A 15,148-nucleotide genomic window follows, 5' to 3' on the forward strand; every position below is an offset into this window, starting at 1 on the left:
GCCGGGGTGAGGGCATCAGGCATTAGCTTTAATCAACGCGCGCTCATTCACCCCACGTTTCATCACCCGATCCAGCACTTCTGCCTCCAGCTCCGCCAGTCTTGCCGAACCGACGCGACGAGGGCGAGGAAGATCGACCGTCAGGTCCAGGCCAATTTTTCCTTCTTCTATTAACAGCACCCGATCGGCCATTGCGACGGCTTCGCTCACGTCATGGGTGACCAGCAACACCGTAAAACCATGTTTCTGCCAGAGGGAGCCAATTAAATCCTGCATTTCGATCCGCGTCAGGGCATCCAGCGCGCCGAGCGGCTCATCAAGCAACAGCAGGCCGGGGCGATGGATTAACGCCCGGGCCAGCGCCACGCGCTGTTTCTGTCCACCCGACAGCGCCGCAGGCCATTCGCCCGCACGGTGTTCCAGCCCTACGGCCGCAAGCGCCTGACGGGCCTCATCGCGCCAGCTGCCCTTCAGGCCGAGCCCGACGTTGTCGATGACGGACTTCCAGGGCAGCAGGCGGGCGTCCTGAAACATCATGCGGGTATCGTCCTGAATATTGGCAAGCGGCGTCGTGCCGGCCAGAATTTCGCCGCCGTTGGGGGACTCCAGCCCCGCTAAAAGACGCAACAGCGTACTCTTGCCGCCGCCGCTGCGCCCGACAACGGCCACAAATTGCCCGGCTGGAATGTGCAGATCCAGCCCGTTAAGAACGGTGTTTTCACCGTAGCGTTTGGTCACGCCGCTGAGCAGCAGCGGTGTACCCTGAGTCAGTCGGGACGTGTTCATGCTTTCGCCTCCTGAGTGATGTAGGCCGGATTCCAGCGCAGCCAGCTACGCTCCAGCCACTGGGCGCTGACGTCGGCGAGTTTGCCGAGCAGGGCGTAAAGAATAATGGCGACCACAACCACGTCCGTTTGCAGGAATTCGCGGGCGTTCATCGCCAGATAGCCAATGCCGGAGTTGGCTGAGATGGTCTCCGCAACAATCAGCGTCAGCCACATCAGGCCGAGCGCAAAACGCACCCCGACCATAATGGAGGGCAGGGCGCCGGGAAGAATGACGTGGGTAAAAAGCGCGAAGCCTGATAAGCCGTAGCTGCGCGCCATCTCGACAAGGCCGCGATCGATATTGCGGATGCCGTGCCAGGTGTTGATGTAAATCGGGAACAGCGTGCCCAGCGCCACGAGGAAGATCTTGGCGCTTTCATCAATACCAAACCACAAAATCACCAGCGGGATCAGCGCCAGATGCGGCACGTTGCGCAGCATCTGAATGGACGTATCCAGCAGCCGCTCGCCCCAGCGGGAAAGGCCGCTTACCAGACCCAGCACCAGCCCGATGCTGCCGCCGATGGAAAAACCAATCACCGCGCGCCAGGAGCTGATCGCCAGATGCTGCCACAGCTCGCCGCTGACGCTCAGCGACCAGAACGCTTCTACAACGCCCTCCGGGGAGGGCAGAATACGGCTCGACAGCCAGCCAGTGGACGACGCGAGCTGCCAGATAGCCACAATGCCGACGGGTAAAAACCACGGCGCGGCGCGCAGCAGCCATTTTTGTGAGGTGGCAGACATGGTCACTCCTTAGCTTTGCGCGGCTTTTCGCGGGATAAATTCGTTCGCCACGGCTTCGCCCTGAAGCTGAAGCGGCCGTGGCTGCGGAATTTCCGGAATGGCAACATCCAGATGCGGGAATAACAGCTCGCCCACTTTGTAGGCCTCTTCCAGGTGCGGATAACCGGAGAGAATAAAGCTGTCGATCCCCAGGTCTGCGTATTCATTAATGCGTGCTGCCACGGTCGGACCGTCGCCCACCAGCGCCGTGCCCGCACCGCCGCGCACAAGGCCGACACCCGCCCACAGGTTCGGGCTGATCTCCAGATTCTCGCGCTTGCCGTTGTGCAGGGACGCCATCCGGTGCTGTCCGACCGAGTCTGTTTTGGCAAACGCGGCCTGGGCTTTCGCGATGGTCTCGTCATCCAGATGGGAAATCAGACGGTCGGCCGCCTGCCAGGCTTCTTCATTGGTTTCACGCACAATCACGTGCAGGCGAATGCCGAAGCGCACCTTGCGGCCATGGGCGGCCGCTTTGGCGCGTACCTGAGCAATTTTTTCTTTCACCAGCTCGGGCGGTTCGCCCCAGGTCAGATAAAGATCGACCTGCTCCGCCGCCAGGTCCTGCGCCACATCCGACGATCCGCCAAAGTAGAGGGGCGGGCGCGGCTGCTGCACCGGCGGGAAGTAGAGCTTCGCGTCGCGAACGTGAATATGCTTGCCTTCGAAGGTGACGGTTTCCCCTTCCAGCAGGCGTCGCCAGACGCGGGTGAATTCGGCGGAGGCTTCATAGCGCTCGGTGTGGTCGAGGAACACGCCGTCGCCCGCCAGCTCCTGCGGATCGCTGCCCGTTACCAGGTTAAACAGGGCGCGACCGTTCGACAGTCTGTCCAGGGTTGCCGCCTGACGCGCCGCCACGGTAGGCGAGACGACGCTCGGGCGCAGCGCAACCAGGAACTTCAGACGCTGGGTGACCGGGATCATCGACGCGGCAACCAGCCAGGCATCTTCACACGACCGTCCGGTCGGGATCAGCACCCCGGTAAAACCGATTCGATCCGCCGCCTGCGCAATCTGCTGCAGATAGCCATGGTCAACCGGGCGTGAACCCTCTTCTGTACCAAGATAGTGTCCATCACCGTGGGTGGGTAAAAACCAGAAAAGATTCAGCCTCATGATTTTGTTCCTTCTTTGCCAGCGGGTTGCCAGATGCGTTCGCGAATATCCACCTGCTTAGGAACCAGGTGATTTTGATAGAAGAGGTCAGCGGTTTGCTGCTGAAGTGCGGCGACGTGCGCGTCCACGGGCGTAATGGTGGTTGGTGGACGGTGGCTGAGATAGCTCGCGATCACCGGTTCAGGTAAGCCCATGGTTTTTGCCAGCAGAGCAATACTCTCCTGACGCTGGCTCTGGGTAAGCGCATCGGCCTGGGTAAAGGTATCAAGGACGCCCTGAATAAATGCGCCGTTCTTTTCCGCATACGGTCTTGCGGCAAGGTAGAACGAACCTGTCTGCTTCAGCGTGGTGCCGTCTTTCAGCACGCGAACCCCACCCTGCAGCAGTGCGGCGGAGTAGTACGGATCCCAGATGGCCCAGGCATCAACGTTCTTCTGCTGGAATGCGGCGCGCGCGTCGGCAGGCGTCAGGTAGACGGGCTGAATGTCGGTGAACTTGAGCCCGGCTTCCTGCAGGGCGCGCAGCAGAAGGTTGTGCGAGCTGGAACCTTTCTGGAACGCGACTTTATGACCTTTAAGATCGGCGACGCTTTTAATGTCGCTATTTTCAGGGACCAGAATCACTTCAGCCTTCGGTTTGGGCGGCTCAACGCCGACGTAGACGAGGTCCGCTCCGGCGGCCTGGGCGAATATCGGCGGAATATCGCCCGTACTGCCGATATCGATACTGCCAACGTTCAGGGCCTCCAGCATTTGGGGGCCAGCGGGAAACTCAACCCAGGAGAATTTGGTGTCCGGGAAGCGTTTTTCCAGAAGCTGGTGGCTTTTTGCCAGCACCATGCTCACGCTGCCTTTCTGATAGCCAATGCGTAAACTTTCAGGTGCCGTATCTGCGGCGTGGGCCAGCGACGTAAGCGCCATCAAACCTGCCAGCCCGATGCGGGTTAATGTTTTAAACATGAGCGACTCCTTGAGGCTGACCAAACGCCGGAGCCTGGATATCCCTGCGGTGCAGGGCATGCCAGAAGGTTTCCAGGGCGTTATCGAGGCGGGTTTGCAGATTTGGCGTAAAGTGAGGCTTGTGCTGATAGTCAATGACCTGGGAGTCATCCGCGAAGACGCCGTGGAGGATCTCCTGTGCTTTCAGCGCGTTCAGGACCGGCTTCAGGGCATAATCCACCGCCAGTAAATGGGCCACCGTGCCGCCTGTGGCAAGGGGCAGCACCACTTTGCCATCCAGTGCGCGTTCGGGAAGCAGGTCAAGCAGGGTTTTCAGCGCACCGGAAAAAGAGGCTTTATAAATAGGCGTTGCCACAATTAAGCCGTCAGCGCCTTTAAGCTGCTCAATGAGGGTTTTGAGCGCCGGGCTGTCAAAACGGGCATAAAGCAGATCTTCAGGTTCGAAGTTATGCAGGTTCCAGTGGCACACTTCCACATCCAGGGCATTGAGCTTTTCACGGGCATATTCCAGCAGGGCGCTGGAACGCGAAGGGAATCGTGGACTTCCGGCCAGGGTAATGACGCGCATACTTCCTCCTTATAACCAATTGTTTGCTTTTATCTAACATTCATAACAATTTTCAGGAGTGTGACACCGCGCGGTTATTCCACTAAATGATTTATCTGCAATTAAAATGCGAAAAACAGCATAAGAAGTATCCCGACAGGTAAACGTTTGCGTTTTACGCTGCTTTTTTTGCCGCAGGTCAATTCCCTTTCGCGCCGGGATCGCCCATAATCCCCTCCCGGTTTGCACACCGGGAATCCAGGAGAGTTCATGTACTACCCCTTCGTTCGTAAAGCCCTTTTCCAGCTCGACCCTGAGCGCGCTCATGAATTTACATTCCAGCAATTACGTCGCATTACCGGAACGCCGCTGGCCGCTCTGGTGCGTCAGAATGTGCCGGAAAAACCTGTGCAGTGCATGGGTCTGACCTTTAAAAACCCGCTGGGTCTGGCGGCCGGTCTGGACAAAAATGGCGAGTGCATTGACGCCCTGGGCGCGATGGGCTTTGGCTCCATCGAAATCGGTACCGTCACCCCGCGCCCGCAGCCGGGAAATGACAAGCCGCGCCTGTTCCGCCTGGTCGAGGCCGAAGGGCTGATCAACCGGATGGGCTTCAACAACCACGGTGTTGATCATCTTGTTGAGAACGTCAAAAAAGCGCATTTCGATGGGATATTAGGCATCAATATTGGCAAAAATAAAGATACGCCGGTTGAGCAGGGTAAAGATGACTACCTGATTTGTATGGAAAAAGTCTACGCCTATGCCGGTTATATTGCGGTGAATATTTCCTCACCCAATACCCCAGGTCTGCGCTCCTTGCAATATGGCGAAGCGCTGGACGATCTTCTGAGCGCCATTAAAAATAAACAAAATGCGCTGCAGGCGATCCACCATAAATATGTTCCGGTGGCGGTTAAGATCGCCCCGGATCTTTCTGCTGAAGAATTGATCCAGGTTGCCGACAGTTTAGTTCGCCATAATATTGATGGCGTAATTGCAACCAATACCACGCTCGATCGCTCTCTCGTTCAGGGAATGAAAAACTGTGACGAAGCGGGTGGGTTAAGCGGTCGTCCGGTACAATTAAAAAGCACCGAAATTATTCGCGCACTGTCTGCGGAATTAAACGGGCGTCTGCCGATTATTGGCGTTGGCGGCATTGACTCCGTGATTGCTGCACGCGAGAAGATGGCGGCGGGTGCGTCACTGGTACAAATCTATTCCGGCTTTATTTTTAAAGGGCCGCAGCTGATTAAAGAAATCGTTACTCATATCTAATCTTTTCTCCTAATCAGACAACCAGGGCTTTATTTCCAGCCCTGGTTGTTTTATATTCCGTCACTGTTGCTTATTTAGACATTATAGTCTTTTATTAATGGTGTTATAAACGAAGCGGCGAACAGGACATTTTTAGTACAGGACGTTTCGGGGACGGGAGAGAAACATGCGAATTAAACCTGACGATAACTGGCGCTGGTATTTTTGCGAAGAGCATGATCGAATGATGCTCGATTTAGCCAATGGCATGTTGTTTCGCTCTCGTTTTGCTCGCCGAATGCTTACCCCGGACGCGTTTTCCCCGTCAGGCTTTTGCGTTGATGACGCTGCGCTTTATTTCTCCTTTGAGGAAAAATGCCGCGATCTGGTTCTCTCTAAAGAGCAGCGTGCCGAACTGGTATTAAATGCCCTGGTGGCTATCCGTTTTCTGAAACCGCAAATGCCCAAAAGCTGGCATTTCCTTGCGCACGGGCTGAGCTGGACCCCGGCAACGGGCGATGCGGCCAGCGTAAATCTGAGCGATACGGCAGAAGAGGTGAGCCTGCTGGTGGTAGAGCCTGGCGAAAATGCTGCGCTCTGTTTGCTGGCCCAGCCCGGCGTGACGATTGCCGGGCGGACGATGCAGCTTGGAGATGCCATTAAGGTGATGAACGACAGGCTGAAGCCCCAGCTTCGCGTGGATGCCTTTAGCCTGGAACAGGCCGTTTAAGCCTCCAGCTGTACCGATGTTTTTGGAATACAGCTGCAGCACAGAATAGTCCCGTCTTCTGCAATCGCTGATTTTTTCAGCGCACTGACCTCGCCCTCTACCAGCTTGATTCGACAGCAGCCACAGATCCCCGCGCGACAGGAATAGGGTATGCGGATCCCCGCTTGTTCCAGTTGCTCAAGTAACACCTGCTGGTTATTCCCCCGAATGACGTTACCCTGCCAGTGAATATCGACCGCCGAGCTGACCGGCGTCTCAACGTCAACGAACTCCTCCTCCTGACCTGAGCCGTACACCCTTGCAGGCCCTCGGGCAAGGATCTCTACCTCATCACCGACGCGGATCGCGCCGCTGGAGCGCGGAATAAGGTTCTGACCGAAGTCGACGTCGCCGTTGTCCTGCGCGGTACGAAATGACTGCAGCGTTTTCAGCGGCTCGCCGGAAGGGTGCTTCAGCCCTTTCTCCGGGCTGACGGTGGTAAAGATACAGCGGCTGCAAGGCTTCACCACGTCGAAAATGACGCTGCCGATGCGGATCACTTTCCAGGTGTCTTCTTCCCAGGCGTCGGCACCCGTCACCACAATATTGGGACGGAACTGTTCCATCTGCACGCTGGCTTTGCAGCGGCCTTGTAAATCACGCAGTGAGGCTTCGTTAGTCAGCAGGAAGGGAAAGCCATCGGCAAACGAGAGCGGAACCGCGTCATGGCGCTTAACGCGGCGCGTCAGCTCAGGCCCAACCCAGCGCAGCTGCACGTCGCGGGAAAAGAAGCCGCTGAGCCAGCGGTTAATCTCCTCCGGGGCGATGCGCGCGGTAAAATGATTGCCCCACACTTCCGTTGGCGCATCGACAGGCGCAAAATCAGCAAAGCGGATCACCGCGCTGGAACCGTCCGGTGCGGACAGGTGCAAACCGTCATGAAGCGGGGAAGGGGTAAAGCGAACCATCTGCGGGAACTGGCGTGCGGTAATGAACGTACCGTCCGGCTCGGTGACCATAAAAATACGATCGAAGGCAAATCCGCTCATGTCGGCCAGGGCGTGAGAGACGCCGATGCCGCGCATGGATTTCACCGGATGAATAAAAAGCCTGGATAACGTCGCCACTGCACAGTCCCTCGAATGAAAATAAGCCTTCAACTTTATGACATACACGCCATATTAGCTATAATGCGCGACAATTTTCTAAGAGTAAAAGTGACGATATGAATTCTCTGTTTGCCAGTACGGCCCGTGGGCTGGAAGAGCTGTTAAAAACTGAACTGGAAGCCCTGGGCGCGCAAGAGTGCCAGGTAGTTCAGGGTGGTGTCCATTTTGAGGGCGACACGCGGCTTATTTACCAGAGCCTGATGTGGAGCCGTCTGGCGTCGCGCATCATGCTGCCGATGAAGGAATGCAAGGTCTATAGCGACCTTGACCTGTATACCGGCGTACAGATGATCGACTGGACAGAGATCTTCACCCCGAATGCCACCTTTGCGGTGCATTTCAACGGCGTGAACGATGAGATCCGCAACAGCCAGTACGGCGCCCTGCGCGTCAAAGACGCCATTGTGGACTGCTTTACCCGTAAAAATAAAGAACGGCCAAACGTCGATCGTGAAAATCCCGATCTGCGTATCAACGTCTGGCTCAACGGCGATACCGCGAGTATTTCCCTCGATCTGAGCGGAGCGGGTCTGCACCTGCGCGGCTACCGCGATCGCACCGGTATGGCGCCAATCAAAGAAACCCTGGCCGCCGCCATTGTGATGCGCTCCGGCTGGCAGCCGGGCACGCCGCTGCTCGACCCAATGTGTGGTTCCGGTACCTTGCTGATCGAAGCGGCCATGCTCGCCACCGACCGCGCGCCGGGGCTGCACCGCGGGCACTGGGGCTTCAAAGGTTGGGCGCAGCACGATGAAGCACTCTGGAAAGAGGTCAAAGACGATGCGCAGACCCGCGCGCGTAAAGGCCTGGCGGAGTACACCTCCCATTTTTACGGCTCGGACAGCGACCCTCGCGTGATTGAACGCGCGCGCAGCAACGCCCGCCGTGCGGGCATCGGCGAGCTGGTCACCTTCGAGGTGAAAGACGTGGCGAATCTGACCAACCCGCTGCCAAAAGGCCCGTACGGTACCGTGATCAGCAACCCGCCATACGGCGAGCGTCTGGACAGCGAGCCTGCGCTGATTGCCCTGCACAGCCTGCTGGGCCGCAACATGAAAGACTATTTCGGCGGGTGGAATCTTTCCCTGTTTAGCGCCTCACCGGAACTGTTGAGCTGCCTGCAGCTGCGTGCCGATCGCCAGTTTAAGGCGAAAAATGGCCCGCTGGACTGCGTGCAGAAAAACTACCATCTGGCGGAGAAAGCGGCGGACAGCAAGCCATCTGGCGTGGCGGAAGATTACGCCAACCGTCTTCGCAAGAACCTGAAGAAATATGAGAAATGGGCGAAGCAGGAAGGAATTGAATGCTATCGCCTGTACGATGCTGACCTGCCGGAGTACAACGTGGCGGTTGACCGCTATGCGGACTGGGTAGTGATCCAGGAATATGCCCCGCCGAAAACCATTGATGCGCAAAAAGCGCGTCAGCGCATGCTGGACGTCATTGCGGCGACCATCGCCGTACTCGGTATCGCGCCAAACAAGCTGGTATTGAAAACCCGCGAGCGTCAGAAAGGGAAAAATCAGTATCAGAAGATGGGCGAGAAGGGTGACTTTATCGAAGTGGGCGAATACAACGCCCGCCTGTGGGTAAACCTGACCGACTACCTTGATACCGGCCTGTTCCTCGACCACCGTATTGCTCGCCGCATGCTCGGCCAAATGAGCAAGGGCAAAGACTTCCTCAACCTGTTCTCCTATACCGGCAGCGCCAGCGTGCATGCGGGTCTGGGCGGGGCGCGGAGCACCACCACGGTGGATATGTCCCGCACCTATCTGGAGTGGGCGGAGCGCAACCTGCGCCTTAACGGCTTAACCGGGCGTCAGCATCGTCTGATGCAGGCCGACGTGCTGGGCTGGCTGCGTGATACCGACGAGCAGTTCGATCTGATCTTTATCGATCCGCCGACCTTCTCTAACTCCAAGCGTATGGAAGACAGCTTTGATGTGCAGCGCGATCACCTGCGCCTGATGACCGACCTGAAGCGCCTGCTGCGTAAAGGCGGCACCATTATGTTCTCGAACAACAAACGCGGTTTCCGTATGGATCATGACGGCTTAGCCGCCCTGGGACTGAAAGCACAAGAAATCAGCCAAAAAACGCTGTCTCAGGACTTTGCCCGTAACCGTCAAATTCATAACTGCTGGTTGATTACCGCGGTCTGAAAGGAAAAATAAATGTCTTTAATTAGTATGCACGGCGCGTGGCTCTCTTTCAGCGACTCACCGCTTCTCGATAATGCAGAGCTGCATATCGAAGATAACGAGCGCGTTTGTCTGGTAGGCCGTAATGGCGCGGGTAAATCGACGCTGATGAAGATCCTCAACCGCGAACAGGGCCTGGATGACGGGCGTATTGTTTACGAGCAGGATCTGATTGTCTCCCGTTTGCAGCAGGATCCTCCGCGTCACGTGACCGGCAGCGTGTACGATTTCGTGGCGGAAGGTATCTCTGAGCAGGCCGAATACCTGAAGCGCTATCACGAGATTTCGCATCTGGTGATGACTGACCCGAGCGACAAGAACCTTAACGAACTGGCGAAAGTGCAGGAGATGCTCGATCACCACGGTCTGTGGCAACTTGAAAACCGCATTAATGAAGTGCTGGCGCAGCTCGGTCTGGAACCGGATATGGAACTGTCCGCGCTCTCCGGCGGCTGGTTGCGTAAAGCGGCCCTGGGCCGCGCGCTGGTCAGCGGGCCGAAAGTGCTGCTGCTCGACGAACCGACGAACCACCTGGATATCGAAGCGATTGACTGGCTGGAAGGGTTCCTGAAAACCTTCAGCGGCACCATCATCTTTATCTCTCACGACCGTTCGTTTATTCGCAACATGGCGACGCGCATTGTCGATCTCGATCGCGGTAAGTTGGTCACCTATCCTGGCGATTACGATACGTATCTGCTGGAGAAAGAAGAAAACCTGCGCGTGGAAGAGCTGCAGAATGCGGAATTCGACCGCAAGCTGGCGCAGGAAGAGGTCTGGATCCGCCAGGGCATCAAAGCCCGTCGCACCCGTAACGAAGGACGCGTGCGTGCCCTGAAGGCAATGCGCCGCGAGCGTAGCGAACGCCGTGAAGTGATGGGCAGCGCCAAAATGCAGGTTGAAGAAGCCTCCCGCTCCGGCAAGATTGTCTTCGAAATGGAAAACGTTAACTACCAGGTTGACGGCAAAGTGCTGGTGCAAGACTTCTCGGCACAGGTCCAGCGCGGAGACAAAATCGCTCTGATTGGCCCGAACGGCTGCGGTAAAACCACGCTGTTGAAGCTGATGCTCGGCCAGCTTCAGGCCGACAGCGGGCGCATTCACTGCGGCACGAAACTCGAAGTGGCCTACTTCGATCAGCACCGTGCGGAGCTGGATCCGGACAGAACGGTGATGGATAACCTCGCCGAAGGTAAGCAGGAGGTCATGGTAAACGGTAAGCCTCGCCATGTGCTGGGCTATCTTCAGGACTTCCTGTTCCATCCGAAACGTGCAATGACGCCGGTGCGCGCGCTGTCAGGCGGTGAGCGAAATCGTCTTCTTCTGGCGCGTCTGTTCCTGAAGCCAAGCAACCTGCTGATCCTCGATGAACCAACGAACGACCTGGATGTCGAAACGCTGGAACTGCTGGAAGAGCTGATTGACGGTTATCAGGGGACCGTGATGCTGGTCAGCCACGATCGCCAGTTCGTTGATAACACCGTGACCGAGTGCTGGATCTTCGAAGGTGAGGGCAGAATTGGCCAATACGTGGGCGGTTATCACGATGCAAAAGGGCAGCAGTCGCAGTCTCTGGCGCAGAAACAGTCAAAGTCCAAAATAAGTTCCGAACCTGCTGTAACAAAAGCAGAAACTGTCAAGAAAACATCGGCTAAACTAAGCTATAACCTGCAGCGCGAACTGGAGGGGCTACCGCAGCGTCTTGAAGAGCTGGAGGCGGCGCTTGAGGACCTGCAAAAACAGGTTGCCGATGCGTCATTCTTTACCCAATCGCATGACTATACTCAAAAAGTACTGGCTGAACTGTCCGCGGCTGAAAAAGCCCTGGAGGAAGCCTTTGAGCGCTGGGAGTACCTTGAGTCTCTGAAAAACGGCGCATAAGCAGGGATAAAATATGTGTGACCAGCACCATGCCGACAGGCATATATTATGCTCGCAATGCGATATGCTCGTGGCGTTGCCAGAGCTTGGTCACGGACATAAAGCCCTGTGCCCACGTTGCGGCGCAACGTTGACAACCGAGTGGGACGTGCCGAGGCAGCGTCCCACTGCTTACGCTCTGGCAGCATTATTCATGCTGCTGCTCTCCAACCTCTTCCCGTTCATCTATATGAAGGTGGGAGGAATGACCAGCCAGGTCGATTTGCTCGAAATCCCGGGCGTGATGTTCTCAGAAGATTACGCCAGCCTTGGCACCTTTTTTCTGCTCTTCGTCCAGATAGTCCCGGCTTTTTGCCTGGTCGTTATCCTGATGCTGGTAAACCGCGTCAGGATGCCGTCGTCACTCAAAATCAAACTCGCGCGTATCCTTTTTCAGCTCAAAAGCTGGGGGATGGCCGAGATTTTCCTGGCGGGTATTCTGGTCAGCTTCGTGAAGCTGATGGCGTACGGTGACGTGGGGATCGGCAGTAGCTTTATTCCCTGGTGTTTGTACTGTGTCCTCCAGCTGCGTGCATTCCAGTGCGTGGACCGGCGCTGGCTGTGGGACGATATCGCCCCGGCTCCCACGCTTTCGCAAACGGTGAAAGTCGGCGTACCGGGTATTCGTCAGGGACTGCGCTCCTGCCCGTGCTGTACTGCCGTGCTGCCTGCCGATCTCGACGTGTGTCCGCGCTGCGAAACCAAAGGTCACGTGCGCCGTAAAAATAGTCTGCAGTGGACCATGGCGCTGCTGGTCACGTCCATCATGCTGTATTTGCCGGCCAATATTTTGCCGATCATGATTACCGATCTGCTCGGCGACAAAATGCCCTCGACGATCCTCGCCGGGGTGATACTGCTGTGGGGCGAGGGATCCTATCCGGTCGCCGGCGTGATTTTCATCGCCAGTATTATGGTGCCAACCTTAAAAATGATCGCGATCGCCTGGCTCTGTTGGGATGCGAAAGGCCACGGAAAACGCGACAGCGAACGCATGCACCTGATTTATGAAGTTGTCGAGTTTGTCGGACGCTGGTCAATGATTGACGTGTTTGTTATTGCCGTTCTCTCTGCGCTGGTGCGGATGGGCGGTTTAATGAGTATTTATCCCGCGATGGGGGCTTTAATGTTTGCGCTGGTCGTGATTATGACCATGTTTGCGGCCATGACCTTCGACCCTCGTTTATCGTGGGATCGAGAGCCTGAATCAAGCCATGAGGAAGAGTAAGAGCATGGAAAATAAGAGTGGAGAGGCGAAAGTGCAGAAGGTCAAGAACTGGTCACCGGTGTGGATTTTCCCCATCGTGACGGCGCTGATTGGTGCATGGATCCTGTTTTATCACTACAGCCATCAGGGACCGGAAGTCACGCTTATTACCACCAATGCCGAGGGGATTGAGGGCGGTAAAACGACCATCAAAAGCCGTAGCGTGGATGTGGGCGTGGTCGAAAGCGCAACCCTGACCGACGATTTAACCCATGTGGAGATTAAGGCGCGCCTTAATGCCGGCATGGAAAAACTGCTGCACGGCGACTCGGTTTTCTGGGTGGTTAAACCGCAGGTAGGGCGCGAAGGGATTAGCGGCTTAGGGACGCTGCTGTCGGGCGCCTACATTGAGCTGCAGCCAGGCGCTAAGGGTAACCAGCCAGCTAAATACCAGCTTCTGGATTCACCGCCGCTCGCACCGCCTGACGCTAAGGGTATCCGCGTGATCCTCGACAGCAAAAAAGCGGGCCAGCTCACGGCGGGGGATCCGGTTCTGTTCCGCGGCTACCGCGTCGGATCGGTTGAGAAAAGCACGTTCGATCCGCAGAAACGTGCGATCAGCTATCAGCTCTTCATTAATGCGCCAAACGATCGCCTGGTCACCAGCAACGTCCGTTTCTGGAAAGATAGCGGTATTGCGGTGGATCTGACCTCGGCAGGCATGCGCGTTGAAATGGGCTCGCTGACCACGCTGTTTGGCGGCGGCGTCAGCTTTGACGTGCCGGAAGGACTGGATCTGGGGCAGCCGGTTGCTGAGAACACCGCTTTCCGCCTGTTTGACGATCAGCGAAGCATTCAGGATGCGCTCTATACCGATCACGTTGATTTCCTGATGTTCTTTAAAGACTCGGTTCGCGGCCTGCAGCCGGGGGCGCCCGTTGAGTTCCGCGGCATTCGTCTCGGTACGGTTGGACAAGTTCCGTTCTTCGTTCCGGGGCTTCAACAGGTGCTGGATGATGATTACCGCATTCCGGTACTGATCCGTATTGAGCCGGAGCGTCTGCTTAATCAGATTGGCGAAAATCAGGATATTGCCACCCATATCACCCAACTGATGGAACGCGGGCTGCGCGGGTCGCTGAAAACTGGCAACCTGGTGACCGGTGCGCTGTATGTGGATATGGACTTCTATCCAAAAGCGCCGCCGATTACCGGTATCCGTGAATTTGGTGGTTACAAAATTATCCCAACGGTGAGCAGTGGTCTGGCCCAGATCCAGCAGCGTCTGATGGAAACACTGGATAAGATTAACAATCTGCCACTGAATCCGATGATTGAAGCAGCGACGAACTCGCTGAGCGAAAGCCAGGCAACGATGCGCCGTCTGCAAACCACGCTGGATAACATCAACAAGATCACGGCAAGCCAGAGTATGCAGCAGCTGCCGCAGGACATGCAGAAAACGCTGCGTGAACTGAACCGCAGTATGCAAGGCTTCCAGCCAGGCTCAGCGGCATACAACAAGATGGTGGCGGATATGCAGCGTCTCGATCAGGTCTTGCGTGAACTGCAGCCAGTTCTTAAAACGCTCAACGAGAAGAGCAACGCGCTGGTGTTCGAAGCGAAAGATAAAAAGGATCCTGAGCCGAAGAGGGCAAAAGAATGAATAAATGGCTAGTGATGGTTGGCGCTCTGCTGTTAACGGCGTGCAGTTCAGGTGTAGATAACAAGAGCTACTATCAGCTGCCCGTGGCTACCCAGAGCAGTGGACAAAGCACGGCCAGCCAGGGAAACCGTCAGCTGTGGGTTGAACAGGTTGCCGTGCCGGATTATCTGGCAGGAAACGGTGTGGTCTATCAGACCAGCGACGTTAAATACGTGATTGCGACGAACAATCTGTGGGCCAGCCCGCTGGATCAGCAGCTGCGCAACACGCTGGTGGCCAATCTGGGCAGCCAGCTTCCGGGTTGGGTTGTCGCTTCGCAGCCGCTGGGCAACGATCAGGATACGCTGAACGTCACGGTAACGGGCTTCCACGGCCGCTATGACGGTGCGGTGGTGATCAGCGGAGAGTGGTTGCTGAATCATCAGGGACAGCTGATTAAGCGTCCTTTCCATCTGGAACTCAAACAGCAGAAAGATGGCTATGACGAAATGGTGAAAGTGCTGGCTCAGGGTTGGGCACAGGAGTCGGCCAGTATCGCAAGGGAAATTTCCCGGCTGCCATAAGTAAAATTCATCATCAAAAACCGCAATTGGACTGTCGCTGATTGCGGTTTTTTTTTCGTTTTCACTTCAGTTCGTTACTTGTGCCGCATCACAATTTTTGTACAAATGATCTTCCGGCTAGCTCACAAATATGACACCCGTATGAATTTTGAACATTGACGATGCGACTAATTCGGGGTATTCGTTATCTGTGCCTGTGCATTTAGTGCAGACAC

13 protein-coding genes are annotated in these 15,148 nt (G+C 56.2%); 7 read left to right on the top strand and 6 right to left on the bottom strand.

The features are described from left to right. Positions 1–15: 15 nt before the first annotated feature. From ssuB to ssuE, 5 genes are read right to left on the bottom strand one after another with little or no spacing between them, the layout of a single operon-like run. Positions 16–786, bottom strand: coding sequence for an aliphatic sulfonates ABC transporter ATP-binding protein (gene ssuB / locus M2433_RS08175; protein ID WP_429053191.1), 771 nt, complete (start codon positions 784–786; stop codon positions 16–18). Continuing rightward, on the bottom strand, positions 783–1,574 hold the full coding sequence (gene ssuC / locus M2433_RS08180) for an aliphatic sulfonate ABC transporter permease SsuC (RefSeq protein WP_429053190.1): 792 nt from the start codon (positions 1,572–1,574) through the stop codon (positions 783–785). The genes ssuB and ssuC overlap by 4 nt, the downstream gene beginning before the upstream one ends. 9 nt (positions 1,575–1,583) lie before the next feature. Further along, a complete protein-coding gene (gene ssuD / locus M2433_RS08185) occupies positions 1,584–2,729 on the bottom strand; it encodes an FMNH2-dependent alkanesulfonate monooxygenase (protein ID WP_429053189.1) in 1,146 nt (381 codons plus the stop codon). Then, complete coding sequence (locus M2433_RS08190) at positions 2,726–3,688, bottom strand: sulfonate ABC transporter substrate-binding protein (protein ID WP_047346892.1); 963 nt, start codon at positions 3,686–3,688, stop codon at positions 2,726–2,728. Before M2433_RS08190 ends, ssuD begins: the two co-directional genes overlap by 4 nt. Continuing rightward, positions 3,681–4,256, bottom strand: coding sequence for an NADPH-dependent FMN reductase (gene ssuE, locus M2433_RS08195; RefSeq protein WP_047346891.1), 576 nt, complete (start codon positions 4,254–4,256; stop codon positions 3,681–3,683). The genes M2433_RS08190 and ssuE overlap by 8 nt, the downstream gene beginning before the upstream one ends. 249 nt (positions 4,257–4,505) lie before the next feature. Between ssuE and pyrD the strand changes: the two genes are divergently transcribed. Continuing rightward, entirely contained in the window at positions 4,506–5,516 is a 1,011-nt protein-coding gene (pyrD, locus tag M2433_RS08200; protein WP_429053188.1) for a quinone-dependent dihydroorotate dehydrogenase, read from the top strand. Positions 5,517–5,682: 166 nt separating this feature from the next. Next, positions 5,683–6,225, top strand: a complete 543-nt coding sequence (gene zapC, locus M2433_RS08205) for a cell division protein ZapC (RefSeq protein ID WP_047346889.1) — start codon at positions 5,683–5,685, stop codon at positions 6,223–6,225. On the opposite strand, the gene M2433_RS08210 is transcribed toward zapC, so the two are convergent. Next, a complete protein-coding gene (locus tag M2433_RS08210) occupies positions 6,222–7,331 on the bottom strand; it encodes a YcbX family protein (RefSeq protein ID WP_429053187.1) in 1,110 nt (369 codons plus the stop codon). The two genes, zapC and M2433_RS08210, sit on opposite strands and share 4 nt — an antisense overlap. A gap of 98 nt (positions 7,332–7,429) precedes the next feature. On the opposite strand from M2433_RS08210, the gene rlmKL reads away from it, so the two are divergent. From rlmKL to pqiC, 5 genes are read left to right on the top strand one after another with little or no spacing between them, the layout of a single operon-like run. Next, positions 7,430–9,538, top strand: coding sequence for a bifunctional 23S rRNA (guanine(2069)-N(7))-methyltransferase RlmK/23S rRNA (guanine(2445)-N(2))-methyltransferase RlmL (rlmKL, locus tag M2433_RS08215; protein WP_059310398.1), 2,109 nt, complete (start codon positions 7,430–7,432; stop codon positions 9,536–9,538). 12 nt (positions 9,539–9,550) lie between these two features. Further along, positions 9,551–11,458, top strand: a complete 1,908-nt coding sequence (locus M2433_RS08220) for an ABC transporter ATP-binding protein (RefSeq protein ID WP_429053186.1) — start codon at positions 9,551–9,553, stop codon at positions 11,456–11,458. Positions 11,459–11,471: 13 nt separating this feature from the next. Then, a complete protein-coding gene (gene pqiA, locus M2433_RS08225; RefSeq protein WP_429053185.1) occupies positions 11,472–12,725 on the top strand; it encodes a membrane integrity-associated transporter subunit PqiA in 1,254 nt (417 codons plus the stop codon). A gap of 4 nt (positions 12,726–12,729) precedes the next feature. After that, a complete protein-coding gene (gene pqiB, locus M2433_RS08230; RefSeq protein ID WP_429053184.1) occupies positions 12,730–14,370 on the top strand; it encodes an intermembrane transport protein PqiB in 1,641 nt (546 codons plus the stop codon). Then, positions 14,367–14,933 (top strand): membrane integrity-associated transporter subunit PqiC, encoded by a 567-nt coding sequence (gene pqiC / locus M2433_RS08235; RefSeq protein WP_429053183.1) that lies wholly within the window; start codon positions 14,367–14,369, stop codon positions 14,931–14,933. Before pqiB ends, pqiC begins: the two co-directional genes overlap by 4 nt. The last annotated feature ends 215 nt before the right edge of the window (positions 14,934–15,148 follow it).

The organism is Enterobacter sp. AC1, assembly GCF_050434705.1.
In the GTDB taxonomy this organism is placed as follows: domain Bacteria; phylum Pseudomonadota; class Gammaproteobacteria; order Enterobacterales; family Enterobacteriaceae; genus Enterobacter; species Enterobacter cloacae_L.